This window comes from Acetitomaculum ruminis DSM 5522 (genome assembly GCF_900112085.1).
Taxonomy (GTDB): Bacteria; Bacillota; Clostridia; order Lachnospirales; family Lachnospiraceae; genus Acetitomaculum; species Acetitomaculum ruminis.
Window position 1 is genome coordinate 160,552 of record NZ_FOJY01000005.1, and the last position, 18,379, is coordinate 178,930.

9 protein-coding genes and 1 pseudogene are annotated in these 18,379 nt (G+C 47.1%); all 10 read left to right on the forward strand.

What is annotated here, in order from left to right; all coding sequences use genetic code 11:
• The first annotated feature begins 29 nt into the window (after nt 1-29).
• Nucleotides 30-8,942 carry a YodL domain-containing protein gene (locus tag BM153_RS04750; RefSeq protein ID WP_456297602.1) on the forward strand — a complete coding sequence of 2,971 codons (8,913 nt, stop codon included), beginning with the start codon at nt 30-32 and terminating at the stop codon, nt 8,940-8,942.
• A 51-nt stretch (nt 8,943-8,993) separates the two neighbouring features.
• Complete coding sequence (locus BM153_RS04755) at nt 8,994-10,373, forward strand: hypothetical protein (protein ID WP_092871285.1); 1,380 nt, start codon at nt 8,994-8,996, stop codon at nt 10,371-10,373.
• Between the two features lie 550 nt (nt 10,374-10,923).
• Nucleotides 10,924-11,286, forward strand: a complete 363-nt coding sequence (locus tag BM153_RS04760; RefSeq protein ID WP_002584990.1) for a hypothetical protein — start codon at nt 10,924-10,926, stop codon at nt 11,284-11,286.
• 210 nt (nt 11,287-11,496) lie between these two features.
• Complete coding sequence (locus BM153_RS04765) at nt 11,497-12,417, forward strand: DUF6017 domain-containing protein (RefSeq protein WP_002584989.1); 921 nt, start codon at nt 11,497-11,499, stop codon at nt 12,415-12,417.
• Nucleotides 12,418-12,431: 14 nt separating this feature from the next.
• Nucleotides 12,432-12,656, forward strand: coding sequence for a DUF5348 domain-containing protein (locus BM153_RS04770; RefSeq protein WP_002584988.1), 225 nt, complete (start codon nt 12,432-12,434; stop codon nt 12,654-12,656).
• A 71-nt stretch (nt 12,657-12,727) separates the two neighbouring features.
• Nucleotides 12,728-13,204: a PcfB family protein gene (locus tag BM153_RS04775; protein WP_058351589.1), complete on the forward strand. Its 477-nt coding sequence runs from the start codon at nt 12,728-12,730 to the stop codon at nt 13,202-13,204.
• Nucleotides 13,201-13,497 (forward strand): annotated as a pseudogene (locus BM153_RS04780) (VirD4-like conjugal transfer protein, CD1115 family); the annotation flags it as partial. The gene BM153_RS04775 and the pseudogene BM153_RS04780, both read left to right, overlap by 4 nt.
• Before the next feature lie 56 nt (nt 13,498-13,553).
• A complete protein-coding gene (locus BM153_RS14260) occupies nt 13,554-16,937 on the forward strand; it encodes a VirD4-like conjugal transfer protein, CD1115 family (protein WP_334293885.1) in 3,384 nt (1,127 codons plus the stop codon).
• 14 nt (nt 16,938-16,951) lie between these two features.
• The gene (locus tag BM153_RS04790) at nt 16,952-17,218 is read left to right on the forward strand and encodes a helix-turn-helix domain-containing protein (protein ID WP_092871289.1); all 267 of its coding nucleotides are present in this window, start codon (nt 16,952-16,954) and stop codon (nt 17,216-17,218) included.
• Nucleotides 17,219-17,752: 534 nt separating this feature from the next.
• Nucleotides 17,753-18,361 (forward strand): TetR/AcrR family transcriptional regulator, encoded by a 609-nt coding sequence (locus BM153_RS04795; protein ID WP_092871291.1) that lies wholly within the window; start codon nt 17,753-17,755, stop codon nt 18,359-18,361.
• The last annotated feature ends 18 nt before the right edge of the window (nt 18,362-18,379 follow it).

An 18,379-nucleotide genomic window follows, 5' to 3' on the forward strand; every position in this document is an offset into this window, starting at 1 on the left:
CCCATAATCTTTATAAGGAGAAACAGGCTATGGCAAGAAAATATGATGAGATCAAATGGCTTGCACAGGCTACGGCACAAGATTTATCAGCAGATACGGAAAAGTGGAAGGGATTTCTTACCACTGCCGGCAGATTATACCGGTATCCGTTCATGGATCAGCTGCTTATCTATGCCCAAAGACCAGATGCCACAGCATGTGCAGAGCTTGAAACATGGAATCAGAAGATGAACTGCTGGGTCAATCGTGGCTCCAAGGGTATCGCCCTTTTGGATGAGAGCAGCGGCAGACCGAGACTTCGGTATGTATTTGATGTATCAAATGTGCATCCCGGATGGAATGTGGGAAGGCTCCCGTACATATGGCAGGTCAGAGAACGGAATGAACAGACGGTTCTTAACAGACTGGAAAACATATATGGAAAAACGGATGAAAACAGACCTTTCGGGGACAGGCTTGTGGAGCTGGCACATCGTATTGCGGATGATTATTACAGGGATGTAATGCCTGATCTGCAGGACAGGGTGGATGGAAGCTTTCTGTATGGTTACGATGAGCTGAATCTTGAAATGAGATTGCAGGATACCATGAGAGATTCCATCGCATATACGCTTCTTACAAGGTGCGGTGTGGACACAGAGCTTTATGATTTTGACTTCCGGTATCTGCATGAGTTCAGCGATGTGAAAACACTGTCTGTACTGGGAAATGCGGTATCGGAAATGACTGAGCCGGTGCTCATGGAAATCGGAAGAGCGGTAACGGCACAGGAGCGTCATATCGCCCGATATGGCGAAGTAGAAAGACAAACGGAGAATATATCACAAGCCGTTGAAAAAAGCCAAAATTCGCTTGCAAATGAGGCTCAGAATGAATATAATGCTTTAAAGCGTGAAAGCGAGCGGCAAGGTGATATTTCCACCGATGATTATGAAAAAGGCGAAAGCGCTAATATTTCAGAACAAGGAGGAAATGACCATGGAACTGACTTACATGCAGAGCGGGGATTATCTGATCCCGAACCTGATCGCGAACAGCGAGCCGGAGGAACCCTTAACGAAGTACGGACTAATGCGGAGGAACTTTCTGAAGGAACATCGGAGAGGAACCTACAGCGGGATGATGTTAGAGGGGAATCTGAAGGAGCACTGCCTGATGATTCAGAAGCAGGCAGAGGAGAGGATGGATCTTCTGACCGATCAGATGGCGAAGTCACAGGGAGTGAACGAAGCCCTGAAAGCATCAGACCAGATGAAGTGGGTGGGTCTGATGAACAACATCCGGGCATCGGCGGAGGAGATAGTTTTATCGGAGCTGATCTACAGCTAAATCCTCCGGATGCAGAACCCGAACAACTGAATATGTTTGACCTGTTCCCGTCATTTGCGGAGCAGGTGGGAACGATAGCAGCAGCGGAAGCAAGCGTGAAAACGAAGGCTCCCGCTGTTTTTGCGTTAAAGGATGAACAGCTTCTTGATATCATCCGTTCCGGTGGCGGAAAGCAGGATAACCGTAAGCGTATCTATGCAAAGTACCAGGCAGGAAAAGATGCTGCGGAAATGACTGATTTCATTAAGAATGAGATCGGAACGACAGGCAAGGGCTTTGAATTTGACGGGCAGAGGGTATCTGTCTGGTTTAATGAAAATGGTATGAGTATTGCACCGGGGAATTCTGCTCAGGTGGACTTTGCCACTACCTATAGTTGGAGCCTTGTAGAAGAGTTCACCCGTCAGATGGTGGAAAATGGCTCATATATGTCAAGAAATGAAGCCTTTCTTGTGGACAGTACCGAGCGGGCGAGAGTTGCTGATCAGATTTATTTCTTTTTCCGTGACGGCATTGATGATATGCCTGACTCTTTTTCTATCCAGGGAAGTAATTATCCCGACAGCCAGGCACATATCGCAGAGTTGTTATCTACCCATGAGGGAAGGGAACTGCTTGCAGAGGAAATCGGAAGGGCTGCGGACAGGATAGAGAGCGGAGAGATTCAACTTCGGTGGAGATATGTAAAAGAGCCGGAGTACCTACTTTCGGAGATTGCCGACCTCGATGCAGAGCGTAGGGAGTTTCCTCTTGCAGATGAGGTAAATGTAAGGCTTGAAAACTTCATCACCCAGGATGAGATTGACAGCAGGCTCACCCATGGAAGCGGCGTATCACAGGGACTTTTCCGTATCTATGATTATTTTAAGGAGGGGCATGACAGCAAGGATAATGTAGCGTTCCTTAAAAAAGAATATGGTACAGGCGGACAGTCGGATGCCTTGATTGGAAATGACAAGAGTTGGGAAGACCATGATGCAAAGGGCATTCAGCTTGACAAGGGAAGTATTATGGAGCCATATACATCCGTGCTTCTTAACTGGAATGTGGTGGAAAAGCGTATCCGTGAACTGATTGCAGAGGATAAGTATCTGTCTCCCAAGGCAAAGGAAGCCTATGCGGAGTATAAAAAGGAGCAGGAAAAGGAAGCTCTTGCGGATGAGCAGGAAAAACTTGTTGATGCCATTGAAGCCGGGGATGCACAGGAAGAGCCGGAAAGCAAAGAGGCAGATCATAATCCCGAATTCGGTCCGCCTGTCGGACGGGGAGAAAACAGCCGCTGGTCGATAGTCCATGAGGCAGATGATGAAAATGATAATCCACAGGAGTGGGCAACGAAGCTCCCATCCGGTCAGTATGTATGGGTATACCGTGAGGAAGATGGCTCCTATGGGATTCATCCGGTTGCTGATTCTTTTGCTGCTCCAACGGAGACCTTCAGGACTCTTGAAGAGGCGCAGGAGTATGTTGACGAGACCATGCGGGGAGAAGTGCTTAAAGGGCAGGCTTTAGAACAGGAATCTTCAACATATACAATCTATCAGATATCGGATGAAGCTGAGGACAGACGGGATATCATCTTTGAAAACCTGGAGCACCTGCAGAACAGAGGACTGTCTGTTGATGCGGCAAACTATGAGGCGGTATATACCGGAGAACTGGAGGAAGGTACTACCCTCGAAGATCTTTATGAGAAGTTCAACATAGACCATCCCGTAGATTACAAGGGACGTTCCATGTCCGTATCGGATGTGGTGGTATTGCATCAGAATGGTGAGGACAAGGCATATTTCGTGGATTCCTTCGGATTTTCGGAAGTGCCGGAGTTTCTTCGGAAAAAAGAAGCAGTCCTTACTCCAGAGCAGGAGCAGGCAAAAGAGCTTATCAATGAGTTCTGCTACAGGGAGTATGATCATGATGCAGATTTCTCGGATCTTTCCAATGTGGAGATAGCTTATACCGACCTTATAGATGAAGCTGACGGAAAAGAGTACCCGATACAGGCTTCTGTAGACCTTGAGCATAACAGCATCCGTCTTGCGATTGATGGGCAGATCATTTCTCAGAATGAATATGATACCCTTACCGATCTTATAGAAAATGAGCTAAAGTACCTTGATTTTGACGAGCTTACCTATGTATCGGAAGAGGACTGGGAGAAGTTCCATAACGTGGAGCTTACCGCAGAGGATATACAGAATATTTCCTATATCGGAGCGGAGTACAGTAATTTCGGGCATACAGCGGAGTATGAGCTTGAAGCCGATATCCGTGGAGAGCGTCAGAAGATCCGTTATGAGGTCACAAGGCATGACGGGGATGAAGAGAGCTTTTCCATCCATACTGAAGGTAACGATATTTACGAAAGGCTTTCTGAACCGGAGCTTCGCAAGCTGGAAGAGAAGCTTTCTGATGAAGTCAGGGTCGGGCAGTATGAAAAGAAGATTGAAAAGGCTGATAGCCTTGATGCAGTTAAGAACATCCAGTATGAGTTTATGGATGATGAGAGCTTTCCAAGGAGACTTGTCGGGAGGTTCTGGGAGTCCTATAACGCAAGGGAAGCGGAACTGTCTGAGACGGCAAAGGTTGAAGCGAAGAATTTCCGTATTACAGATGATGACCTGGGGAAAGGCAGTGCAAAGGAAAAGTTCCGTGACAATATCAGGGCGATTACAACCTTGAAGCAGATCGAGGACGAACATAGGACAGCAACGCCGGAGGAACAGCAGATTTTATCGCAGTATGTCGGCTGGGGAGGTCTTGCGGATGCCTTTGATGAAAGTAAGAGCAACTGGTCTGCGGAATATCAGGAATTAAAGAGTGTGCTGACACCGGATGAATATAATTCTGCTAGGGAGAGTACCCTTAACGCACATTTCACAAGTCCCGTGATCATAAGAAATATCTATGAAGCACTGGGGCAAATGGGCTTTGAAAAGGGAAATATCCTTGAACCTGCTATGGGTGTAGGAAACTTCTTCGGTATGCTGCCGGAGGAAATGCAGGACAGCAAATTGTATGGAGTGGAACTTGATGATCTGACAGGTCGCATCGCAAAGCAGCTTTATCCGCAGGCAGATGTGCGTATCAGCGGATATGAAAAGACCGATTTTCAGAATGATTTCTTTGATGTGGCCGTGGGAAATGTGCCATTTGGAAATTATAAGGTCAGCGACAAGCCCTATGATAAGCTTAACTTCCAGATACATGATTATTTCTTTGCAAAGACGCTGGATAAGGTAAGACCGGGCGGAATTGTAGCATTTGTTACAAGCAAGGGAACCATGGATAAGCAAAGCCCGCAGGTGAGGAAATATCTTGCTCAAAGGGCAGAGCTGCTCGGAGCGGTTAGATTACCCAATACAGCCTTTAAGGAGAATGCCGGAACAGAAGTAACGTCCGACATTCTTTTTTTCCAGAAAAGGGACAGGCTGATGGATATCGAGCCGGACTGGGTGCATCTTGGCATGGATGCAAACGGCATCGCCATGAACCAGTATTTTGCAGACCACCCGGAGATGATCGTAGGAAAGATGGAAATGGTGTCAGGACCTTTTGGTATGGAGAGTACCTGTGTACCTGATGAAAGCAGACCTTTTGAAGAGCAGCTCCGTGAGGCAATCAGCAATATCCATGCGGAATATGAAGCGGTGGAGCTTTCGGCGGATGAGCTTGGAAAGTCTGACCTTGAAGTAATACCGGCGGATCCGAATGTAAAGAATTACAGCTTTTGTATGGTGGATGATCATGTGTATTATCGTGAGAATTCCGTCATGAAGCCTGCCGATGTGTCAGATACCATGGAAGACCGCATAAAGGGGATGATCTCTATCCGTGACTGTACGCAGGAACTGATTCAGATGCAGATGGAGGACTATCCCGACGAAGCTATTAGAGAAAAACAGGCAGAACTGAACGGATTATATGATAAGTTCTCCGATAAATACGGGCTTATCAGTTCCCAGACCAATAAGAGAGCCTTTAATCAGGACTCTTCATACTGCCTGCTCTGTTCCTTGGAGAAGTTGGATGATGAGGGCAAGTTCCTTGGAAAAGCGGATATGTTCACGAAGCGTACCATCAAACACGCAGAGGTGGTGACAAGCGTTGATACCGCAAGCGAGGCTCTGGCGGTCTCCCTGGCTGAAAAAGCCAAGGTAGACCTTGACTATATGGCAGAGCTTACGGGAAAGGAAAAAGAAGCCATAACTGAGGAGCTTGCAGGAGTTATCTTCCAAAATCCTTTGACAGACCAGTGGGAGACGGCAGATGAGTATCTGTCCGGTAATGTCCGTGAGAAGCTGTCCATAGCAAAGAACTATGCGGAGAATCACCCGGAGTATCAGGTGAATGTGGTGCATCTTGAACAGGTGATGCCGAAAGACCTTGAAGCTTCGGATATAGAAGTCCGTCTTGGGGCAACATGGGTTGACCCGAAGTATATAGAGGACTTCATGCGTGAGACCTTCCAGACACCGGGATATCTTTTTAACCGGAATGTCATGGGTATACAGTATTCGGATGTGACCGGGCTTTGGAATGTAAAGGGCAAGAATGCCGACTATGGAAATACCCTTGCCAACATGACCTTCGGTACAGGAAGGGCGAATGCCTATAAGATACTGGAGGACAGTTTAAACCTTAAGGATGTGCGTATCTATGATACTATTGTGGAGGATGGCAAGGAAAAGAGGGTGCTTAACAAGAAGGAGACCACCCTTGCGGCACAGAAGCAGGAGGCAATCCGTGAAGCCTTTAAGGACTGGATCTTTAAGGATCCTGAGCGAAGAGCAGATCTTGTAAAGGTTTATAATGAGCGTTTCAATTCCACAAGACCAAGAGAGTATGACGGCTCACATTTGCAGTTTCCGGGCATGACACCGGATATAGAGCTTAAGCCGCATCAGAAAAATGCGGTAGCCCATGTGTTGTATGGAGATAATACGCTCCTTGCCCATTGCGTAGGGGCCGGCAAGACCTTTGAAATGACTGCGGCAGCTATGGAACTTAAAAGGCTTGGGCTTGCTCAGAAGTCGCTGTTTGTAGTACCAAACCATTTGACGGAGCAGTGGGCGAGTGATTTCCTGCGTCTGTATCCCGGAGCAAATATCCTTGCGGCAACGAAGAAGGACTTTGAGCCTGCAAACCGTAAGAAGTTCTGTTCCCGTATAGCGACAGGCGATTATGATGCTGTTATCATCGGCCATACCCAGTTTGAAAAGATCCCGTTGTCACAGGAAAGACAGGTGGCGATTCTGGAGCGGCAGATAGATGAGATCACGGAAGCCATAGCACAGGCAAAAGCGGACAGGGGCGAACGATATACCATAAAACAGATGGAAAAATCCAAGAAGCAGCTTATGACAAGGCTTGATAAACTTAATGATCAGAGCCGTAAGGATAATGTCGTAACCTTTGAACAGCTGGGCGTTGACAGGCTTTTTGTGGACGAGTCGCATTCGTACAAGAATTTGTTCCTTTATACCAAGATGCGTAACGTGGCAGGTATCGCACAGACAGAGGCGCAGAAGTCGCAGGATATGTTCAACAAATGCCAGTACCTTGATGAACTGACAGGCGGTAAAGGCGTGACCTTTGCAACCGGAACGCCAATTTCCAACAGCATGACGGAGCTTTACACCAATATGAGATATTTACAGTATGGTACGCTTCAGAAGCTGGGGCTTGGACAGTTCGATGCATGGGCGGCTAACTTCGGTGATACACAGACAGCGATAGAGCTTGCGCCGGAAGGAACCGGATACAGGGCTAAGACAAGGTTTGCGAAGTTCTTTAACCTGCCGGAGTTGATCGCACTTTTTAAGGAGAGTGCTGATATACAGACACCGGATATGTTAAAGCTTCCTGTGCCGGAGGCGGAGTATGAGAATGTGACATTAAAGCCGTCAGGGGCACAGAAGGAAATGGTGGCATCCCTGGCAGACAGGGCAGAGCGGGTGCGTAACCGCATGGTGGATTCATCCGTCGATAATATGCTTAAAATTACCAACGATGGGCGTAAGCTGGCTCTTGATCAGAGACTCATGAATGATATGCTACCGGATGATGAAAACAGTAAGTCCAGTGTTTGCGTGGAGAAAGCTTTTGAGATATGGGAAAAGACAGCAGATAAGCGGTCAGCCCAGCTCATTTTCTGCGACCTTTCGACACCAAAAGGAGACGGAACTTTCAATGTATATGAGGATATCAGAGATAAGCTGATAGCAAAAGGAGTACCACCGGAAGAGATAGCCTTTATCCATGATGCGAATACCGAGACGAGGAAAGCGGAGCTGTTTGGCAAAGTAAGAAGCGGACAGGTCCGTTTTTTACTGGGATCAACACAGAAGATGGGAGCCGGTACAAACGTGCAGGACAGGCTGATAGCACTTCATCATTTGGATGTGCCGTGGAGACCGTCTGACATTGAACAGCAGGAAGGTCGTATCTTACGACAGGGTAATACCAATCCGAAAGTAAAGATCTTCCGGTATGTCACGGAAGGCACATTTGATGCCTACTCATGGCAGCTCATCGAGAATAAGCAGAAATTCATCGGGCAGATCATGACCAGTAAATCTCCGGTCAGAAGCTGTGAGGATATCGACGAGGCGGCTCTTACCTATGCAGAGGTCAAGGCATTGGCAACAGGTAATCCGTACATTAAGGAAAAGATGGACTTGGATATCCAGGTATCGAAGCTGAAGCTGATGAAAGCGAACCATACCAGTCAGAAATACAGACTGGAGGATAATATCGCAAAGAATTATCCGCAGCAGATATCAGCGTTAAAAGAGCGTATTGCCGGAATGAAGGCAGATATCGCAACCTATAATGCAAACAAGCCTGCGGATAAGGATATCTTCACCATGACGGTAGCCGGAAAGACCTATGATGACAGGAAGGAAGCCGGAACAGCGATCATCGGTATCTGTAAGGAGATGAAGCAGGCAAATGTGGCTGTGCCAATCGGTGAGTATCTGGGTATGAAGATGAATGTAACCTTTGATTCATTTTTCAGGAAGTTTACGCTGAACATGAAGGGAAAACTCAGCCATGAAGTGGAGATTGGCTCTGACCCGTCCGGTAACATTACCCGTATAGGTAATGCCATGGAATCCATGACAAAACAGCTTGAGGATGCGATTGCAAAGCTCGCCAATGTGGAACAGCAGCTTGAAACCGCAAAGATTGAGGTAGAAAAGCCATTCCCACATGAACAGGAGCTTAACGATAAGCTGACAAGGCTTGCAGAGCTGAACAGCCTGCTTGATATGGATGAAAAGGGTGAGGATGCGGTTGATCTTGATGAAGATGCTCCAAAGCCGGAGCCGGAGAAAGAAACAGCAGAGCAGACTGAGACGGTAGTGCCGGCACAGGAGGCTGACACAGAGGCAGGTCACATATCAGAGAATAAGGCTGAAATCAGTGAAAAAGCTGAGGAATCTGATATATCCAATACGGATGATGCGGAAGAACCTGTTACAAAACCGGAGTCGAAAGAGGAAAGACCTTCCCTTATCGCAAGGCTTAATGAGAAGAAGGCAGTTGTGGCTACCATGGATCAGAAAGCACCTGCGGTAGCAAAGAAAAAAGAAGAGGTTATAGCATAAGATTAAAAGGCTTTGGGGATTATCTCTGGAGCCTTTTGGAAAGGAGCGGAAATGGCAAAAGACGATACAAAAGGCGAAAGCCTGAATGATGCCGCTGTCATAAGCGCATTTAAGGATAAGACCAAGGAGATGTTTCATGAGCTTGACGGCATGGATCCCGAAACGATAGAGGCTAATGTAAAAAATATAGTGCAGGGCATAGTGAATGATTATGGAATGGATGTAACCATTGAGGATGTCGTTGTATCCGGAAGTCGATGCAGAGGTATGGAGGAGAAGGGAGCTGACCTTGATGTGGTGCTGTATTACAGCGGCTCGGTGAGAGAGGATGATCTGTTTAACACTCTTAATCAGGGAAATATCATTATGGGTGGAGTAAAGCTCGATATAAACACGATATCACAGGAACAGCATGGGAGTCTTTCCGAGTATCTGACCGGTGTGGAAGCGTACCTTACAGAAAAACAGGCTCAAATAATACAGGAAGCACAGCAGCATAACACGGAGATAACCTATACCGTTGCGGAGTGTGGCGAATTTCACAGCATGGGAGCCTATTATGAGGGAATTGCCACGATAGAAGAGGCAAAAGCATTGTTTGAAGGCATCCGTGAGAGCCATAGCAATACGATTCCTGCTGTCGGTATCAACATACATGAAGCCGGGACACCGGAGATAGATGATGTGCAGATGGATGTACTTTATGGAAACAGCATAGACCTTGATGATCTGCGGTATGTCCCTCAGATATGGCATGATCAGGAGGGACTGTCAAAGATCGGGCAGATCATAGATGCTTTCCCGGATGCAAAGGTGGTTGGAGAACTGCCGGGATTAACTGTGCAGGATAGAGCGCAACCGGATATGGATGCCGTAAAGCCAGTATATGTGGACGAGGCTGCGAAGCTGGCGGCTGAAATAGACCGCTTTTCCAGTGATTTTGATCCCTATGAGTACAAGGATACAGTCGATAACTGGGAACTGCAGGTGCAGAATATAGCGGATGATATCCGAAATGGCAACTCTGCTGATTATAAGAAGTACCTCGGAACTGTGATAGAAGAGAGCGACAACATCGAGGATGTCCGCAAGGCTGCGGAACTTCTTGTGAAGCTGGCAGAGTATAAGCCACTTGCCAAAGTGGAGGAGCTTGAAGAGGTCAATCTTAACCAGATTGACAATGTACTCAGCAACACGGTTCCAAAATCCGAGGAGAGAAGGAAAAACCGGCAAGCGGAGCAGGAACGATTGGAGGAACTGCAGCGCATCGAGGAAGAAGAGCGAAAGCGCAGGGCAAGAGGGGAACGCCCATCACTTCGGGCGAGACTTGCGGCCAAGAAAGCTATAGTAGCCGCAAACAGTGCAGTCCCCCAAAGAGAAACACAGCGACAGGTGCAAAATGAGCCAGTAAAACCGCAAATTGAGCTTTAAAGGCATTTTTATTGGACATGTAAATTTGTATGATGAGATCAGGATAGGGGAGTACCCTGTTCTGGTCTCTTTTTTTATAACATTATAGTGCATTATAGTCCATTATAGTGCGATGGCTGATTTCGGTCAAATGAAAAAGTAAATTCCACTTTACCTATGAAAAATGGTCTCTTTTGCGATTTTGAGGAATGATTTCATAAAATTGTGCTTTGAGACCTCTGAAAAACGTGATAAAATCGGTTCATCGTTTTTGTTTGTTGTATGGCAAACAGACGACTGGAGCAGTTTGAGAAAAATTAAATTCCACTCGTCTCGGGATGATTTTTGATGAAATTTGAGACATAAGTGGTCATCTGTCTGCTTACTATTTTTTATTGATTTGATAGACGGAAATCTTCTTATAAGCCCGCGCAAGTGTTTATAAAACCTCGCGAAAATGGCTTAAAATCAAGGTTTTCTGCATATCGTCATTTATCTTGCCATATCTCCGTATAAGATGATTTTGTAAGACCGGGCACCATTTTGGCACCACAAATTATAGGAGGACGACATGAAAAACGTACTTTTAGACAAGGGTATTATACTCCCGTCCGGCGAAATCAGCAAGGATAAGGTAAACCTTGTAACCGGAGCAATCACGCAGCCATTCGCAGAAATGGTATGGGTAACGACAGGCGGCGACATGGAAACCGTAAACCGCTTGACCGACGTACTTGTTACCATGAACACCCCCGCCGACCGGGGGAAGCTGTTCAAAATCATAAAAATGCTCTATGGGCTTATGGGCTTGCCCTTTTCCGAGGAAGCCGAGCCTATGGACGCAGACCCCGCCGTTTTGGAATACTTCATTTTTTCCTTTACGGCAGACTTTGGCGAAGTCATACAAGACCTCATAGCCGAAGAAGCAGAATAACGCACCGCACAGGCGGCGTTTCTCACTTCCCACAAGGAAGAACAGGAACGCCGCTTTTTTCATGCCCTTTGTTACGCAGTAGGCATGAAAAAGCCCTTGATTTACGCGGCTTTGCGGACGCGGTTTTCAGCGGATAAGGGATTGATACCTAAACCCTCAAAATCGCGTTTCTATTGCGTAACAGGTATGCAGCAAAGGAGTGATGAAGCTATGGCAGTTTTCAGAGTGGAGCGCAACAAGGGCTATACGGTTATGAGCAACCACCACTTACGCAATAAGGAGCTATCCCTAAAGGCAAAAGGGCTGTTATCGCAAATGCTGTCCTTGCCAGAGGATTGGGACTACACCCTTGCGGGGCTGTCCTTTATCAACCGGGAGAAAATCGACGCTATCCGGGAAGCCGTTAAGGAACTGGAACGCGCCGGGTATATCGTGCGTTCAAGGGAACGCGACGAGAAAGGACGCTTGCGCGGCGCAGATTATGTGATTTTTGAGCAGCCGCAGACCCCGCCTGTATCGGATTTACCTACATTGGAAAATCCAACATTGGATAATCCAACGTTGGAAAAACCTACGCAGAAAAAACCTACGTTGGAAAATCCAACGCAATTAAATAAAGATATACAAAAGACTAACTTACCCAAAAAAGAAAAATCAAATATAGATTTATCAAGTACCGATTCCATTCCTATCCATTCCCTAAATCCCTTGCCTTACGACGGGGAAGCGGCAGAGCCGCCGGAACGGAAACGAAAGGAAGCGACAGACGCATACAGCGTTTATGAGGAAATCATCAAGGACAATATCGAGTACGACCATTTTGTACGCTACGGGCAGGTAGACAAAGACCGTCTGGACGAAATTGTTTCGATTATCCTTGAAACGGTATGCAGCAAGAGAAAGACAATCCGTATCGCCGGGGACGATTACCCGGCAGAGCTTGTCAAGGCAAAGTTTATGAAGCTCAACAGCAGTCACATTGAATTTGTCTTTGACTGCATGAAAGAGAATACCACCAAAATCCGCAACATCAAACAGTACCTTAAAGCGGTGCTGTTCAATGCGCCGAATACCATTGACAGCTACTATACCGCCCTTGTCGCTCACGACATGGCGACAGGCAAAATCTAAAGGAGGATTACCACATGGCACAGAAAACAGGAGCTTTGATTTTTGACGAACAGACCGACCGCTACGACATTCGCTTTGACATTGCCGACTATTACGGCGGCTTGCATTGCGGAGAGTGTTTCGACGTATTCACAGGCGGCAAATGGAAGCCGACCCGCATTGAAATGAGCGCGGCGCAGGAATGGTACCTTGTGGGTATCCGCGCCGAGGATTTGAACGGCTTGCGCGTCCGTATCTAAAGCTTATGGGCGGCTACCGCAGCGGCGTACCACCCTAACACTATCAGACTACCGCGAAAGGAGGACGGTAAATGCAAGATGAAATCAACGAAAAGACCATAGCCCTTTACATCAAGACCGGGAAGCTGACCGCGCAGACACTTCAAAAGGCTATGAAAACGCTGCTTGCACAGATGAAGAAGCAGAAAGACAAAACGCCGCAGGGCAAGCAGACCTTAAAGCAGCTTATGAAGCAGAACGCGGGAGTTTCCAACATTGAGATTACCGAGGGCAATATCAAAGCCTTTGAGAGTACGGCGAAAAAGTACGGTATCGACTTTGCGCTGAAAAAGGACACGACGGAAAACCCGCCCCGCTACCTTGTGTTTTTCAAAGGCCGCGACGCTGACGTGCTGACCGCAGCCTTTAAGGAGTTTTCCGCAAAGAAGCTGACACAGGAGAAAAAGCCCTCTATCCGCAAGCTGCTTTCCTCTCTGAAAGAAAAGGCGGCGGGCTTGAACGCGCAGCGGGACAAGGTAAAGAACAAGGACAGGGAGGTATCGCTATGAAGCAGGAAGTCAAAAAGCTGCTTATCCTCAACCTGCCCTATCTGCTCTTTGTCTATCTGTTTGACAAGATAGGCGCAGCAATACGCCTTACCCCCGGCGCAGACGCAAGCGAAAAGCTCTTGCAGCTTGGGACGGGCTTTGCCGCCGCCTTTTCCAGTATCGCGCCGAGCCTGCACCCCGCCGATCTGCTTATCGGCATTGCGGGGGCGGTCATTATCCGGCTTGCCGTTTACATGAAAGGCAAGAACGCGAAGAAGTACCGAAAAGGCATGGAATACGGTTCTGCACGTTGGAGTGCATAATTTTAAGTGTAAAGGAAGCCTATATGGACGCACAGGAGGTTATGCACATGACTGATTATAGTAAAATTACAGCCCTTTACTCCCGCCTTTCCGTGGGCGACGAGGACAGGGACGGCGGTGAGAGTAACTCGATACAGAACCAAAAAATCTTTTTGGAGAACTACGCCAGAGGGCAGCACTTAACCAATATCCGGCACTACATTGACGATGACGAAAGCGGCAGATTTTTTGACCGTTCTGCCTACTCCCGCATGATGGACGATGTAGAGAACGGGAAAATCGGTGTCTGCATTATGAAAGACCTGACACGCTGGGGGCGTGACTATCTCCAAGTCGGCAATGCGATGGAGATATTCAGACGGAACAATGTGCGCTTTATCGCAGTCAACAACGGGATAGACAGCGAAAAGCCCGATACATTGGAGTTTGCGCCCTTTATCAACATCATGTCGGAGTGGTACGCAAAGGACATCAGCAAGAAAGTAAAGACCGGCATTAAGACGAAGGGCATGAGTGGAAAGCCGATTGCCACCGAAGCCCCCTATGGCTATGTCAAATCCCCGGACAACAAGGATTTTTGGATTATCGACGAGGAAGCCGCCGGAGTTGTTCGTTTGATTTTTCGCCTGTTTCTGGACGGAAAAAACCGAAACCAAATTGCCGTATATCTCACGCAGGCGCAAATCCCAACGCCCACATTCTACATGAAAGAGCGCGGGCGGGGAACCTGTAAAAACAGGGCGCTCAATGAGGCCAACCGCTATAAGTGGAACAAAGCCACCCTGACCCATATCCTCACACGGCAGGAGTATTGCGGTGATGTTGTCAACTTCAAGACCACAAAGCACTTCCGCGACAAGCGGAACCACTATGTAGACCGGAGCCAATGGCAGATAACCGAAAATGTGCATGAGCCGATTATTGACCGCACCGACTTTGAAACCGTACAGCGGATTTTGGAAAATGCGCCCGTCAAACGCCCCAACGGGGACGGGGAAATCCACCCTTTGTCGGGCTTGCTTTTCTGTAAGGATTGCGGTGCGAAAATGCACATTCGCATAGATTATCGGAATGGCGGCAAGCGTCATGTTGCCTATTGCAGCGAGTACCACAAGGGAAAAGCCAAAAACCCCAAATGCAATTCCCCGCACATCATTGACGCGGATTTGCTCATGCAGACCATCGCGGAAGTGCTGAAGAAAATCGAGGACTATTCTATCAGCAACTGGGCGGAATTTGAAGCCTTAGTGAAAAAGAACCTTGCCATGCAGCAGACCGACAAGACCAAGAAACAGCAGAAGCGTATCCCGCAAATCACGACGCGCCTTGAACAGATTGACAAGGTGCTGAACAAGCTCTATGAGGACAACGCCCTCGGCACGATCCCGCAAGACCGCTATGAGCAAATGTCGCAGAAGTATTCAGAAGAATACTATGCGCTGAAAGCGGAGCTTGCCGAGCTGCAAGAGCAGCTATCCGCTTTTGAGAACGCGGGCGGACGGGCGCAGAAGTTTTTGAAGCTGACGGAACGCTACGCTGCCTTTACCGACCTGACCCCCGCCATTCTCAACGAGTTTATCAGCCGGATTGAAGTGCATGAGCGCGACAAGAAAAGGGCAAAACAAGCCATTCAGCACATCGGGATATATTTCAACTATATCGGCAAATTTGAGAACGAAGTGACACAGCTTACAGAGCCAACGGAGCAGGAAATCCGGCAAATGCGGGAGAAAATCGAGGAAGCCCAAAAGGAAAAGAGCCGCGCCTACCACCGGCAGTATTCAAGGGAGTACCGGGCGCGTAACCTTGAAAAGCGACGGGGACAGTCCCTCCCTGCCACAGATGAGCAGGGAATCATCCTCGGCAGTACAGGAGCCAAGAACAAAGTGACGGCACTTGTGGATACCGATGATGTCCACTGCATGATGATTGGTGCCTCCGGCGTAGGTAAGACGGCATTCTTCTTATACCCCAATCTGGAATATGCCTGCGCCTCGGGTATGAGCTTTTTGACCACCGACACCAAGGGTGATCTTTATCGCAATTATGGTGCCATTGCCCGTGATTATTACGGCTACCGTGTGGCGGTCATCGATCTTCGTAACCCCACCCGCTCAGACGGCAACAATATGCTCCATCTGGTCAACACCTACATGGATCAGTACCTTGCTGATGAAAACAACCTTGTATCAAAGGCAAAAGCGGAAAAGTACGTAAAGATTATCTCCAAAACCATCATCAATGCCAGCGGTGAGAATTATGGACAAAATCAGTTTTTCTATGATGCCGCCGAAGGACTCCTGTCCTCGGTGATTCTGCTGATTGCCGAATATCTGCCCCCCACTGAGGTGGATGGGAAAAAGGTGGACTGCCGTCATATCATCAGTGTGTTCAAACTGGTACAGGATTTATTATCACCCAGCAAAGTAAAAGGAAAAAGCCAATTCCAGCTCCTGATGGATAAACTGCCATCCGACCACAAGGCCCGCTGGTTTGCGGGAGCTGCCCTCAATTCCGCAGAGCAGGCCATGGCATCGGTGCTCTCCACCGTACTATCCCGTTTAAATGCCTTCCTTGACTCCGAGATGGAACAGATACTCTGCTTTGAAACAGCTATTGATGCGGAAAAGTTCTGTAATGAAAAATCCGCACTGTTCATTGTGCTTCCCGAAGAAGATCTAACTAAGTATTTTATGGTATCCCTTATGATCCAGCAGCTTTACCGTGAAATCCTTGCGGTGGCCGATGAAAACGGCGGCAAGCTAAAAAACCGTGTGATGTTTTACTGCGATGAGCTGGGAACGCTTCCGGCTATTGAATCGCTTGAATTAATTTTCAGTGCATCACGTTCACGCCGGCTTTCCATGGTGCCCATCATACAGTCCTTCGGTCAGCTCGAAAAAAACTATGGTAAAGAGGGTTCAGAGATCATCGTAGACAACTGCCAGGACACCATCTTCGGCGGCTTCGCTCCAAACAGTCAGACCGCAGAGGTGCTGAGTAAGGCGCTGGGTAGCCGCACCGTCATGAGCGGCAGCGTAAGCCGGGGGAAAAACGATCCCAGCCAATCCCTGCAGATGATGGAGCGCACCCTCATGACGCCGGATGAATTGAAGTCTATTCCCAAAGGCAGCTTTGTCGTTATGAAAACTGGCACCCATCCTATGAGGACAAAGCTGAGGCTGTTCCTTGATTGGGGCATTCGTTTTGGAGAGCCTTATACAGTGGAGGAAAAAGCACACCGGAAAGTGGTCTATGCCGATAAGAACACACTGGAAGAAAACATCGTCCGCAAGCACATGGCATGCATCATGGTGGATGAAGATACCGGAGAGATTTTAGAGTCGACAGCCGGGACAGGAACCCTTCATACCCCGGTAGCAGAATCCACTGAAAATGCTGTGCGCCGACGCACTGTACTCAAAACCTAAAGGGAGGGATATCCATGAGTTACTTCAACCATATCTACACTGCCTCGCCCGATGAGCTTCCCCACCGGGCGAGGACTGTTTATATATATCTGTGTGACCGTGCCGGAAAAAGTGCGGACTGCTGGCCTGCTGTAAAAACCATAGCCGCTGATTTGCAGCTCTCACGCAGCACTGTCAAGCGTGCACTGCATGATCTGGTCAAGGTGGGGCTTATTGAAAAAGAACCTCGCTATCGGGAGAATGGGAGTAATACCAGCAACAGGCTTATTTTAAGAAAATAACAGGCTGCAGCAAAGGGAAAAGTCGGATTTTCCGCCAAGGGGAAGAATTGTCTTTTTGCTGAACCCAGGTGCGGTTCACTGTGGACCCACCAGAACTTCCCACTCTAAGAAAGGCTTATTACAGAAAAAGAATACAGTATATTTTTTTATGTTTTAACGGTCAGTCAACTACGAAAGAACAATGACTTAACCTCTGGGCGATTATTCGAACTATTTGGAGTAAAAGCAAGTGCATATCCGCAAGATTAAAAGTGGAGACAGCCTTACCCTATTTTCTCTGTTTCTGAAGATATGCAATGTGCTTGAAACTCAAACAGATATGTGCAGGAAGATTTAGTGGATCAGAATTCGTTAATCACATATATAACTGCGAAGAGCGATGATAGTTGCAGACTTGTAGACAAAAAATTAGGTTTGCAACTTCATAAGGTTTAACTTGGGATAGGCAATAAAAAATCTTGACCGATTCGGTTTATTGTGTTATTATGGTATAAACCGAATTGGTTTATATAGTTTTGATGAGGAGGCAATGATATGGAAAAATTTTTGAATTTACCTGTAGAAAAACAAAATATAATTATTGATGCCGCATTAAAAAACTTTGCAGTGCATGGATATAAGAAAACATCTATTAGTGATATAGCCAGTAGTGCAGGTATTTCCAAAGCAATGGTATTTCATTATTTTGGCACAAAGAAAGAGCTATACGTATACTTGGTTAATATGTGTGTGGGCAGTATTAGTACCGAGGTTGTAGAGAAATTTGATGAGAGTATTACAGACTTATTTGATCGGATTGCATATACATCTAAGCTTAAAATGAATTTGATGAAAAAACGTCCTTATGTCTCTTCGTTTATTCAGAGTGCCTATTTTGAAAATGATGATGAAGTTAAGGAAGAACTAAAAACTATTTTTAGCAAAGGAGACGGCAGAACCATCGGAAAGAAAATGGCTTTTGATGGTGCAGATTTTTCAAAATTCAAAGATGATGTTGATCCAAACCTTGTTATGAACATGATTGACTGGATTTCCGAGGGATATATGAGCAAAATGGCAGGTGTGGGAGAAAGTGATCTTGATGAATTATATAAGGTGTTTGAAGAATGCCTGAAACTTTTTAGAAGAAACTTTTATAAGTGATCATTAAAAATGAAGGAG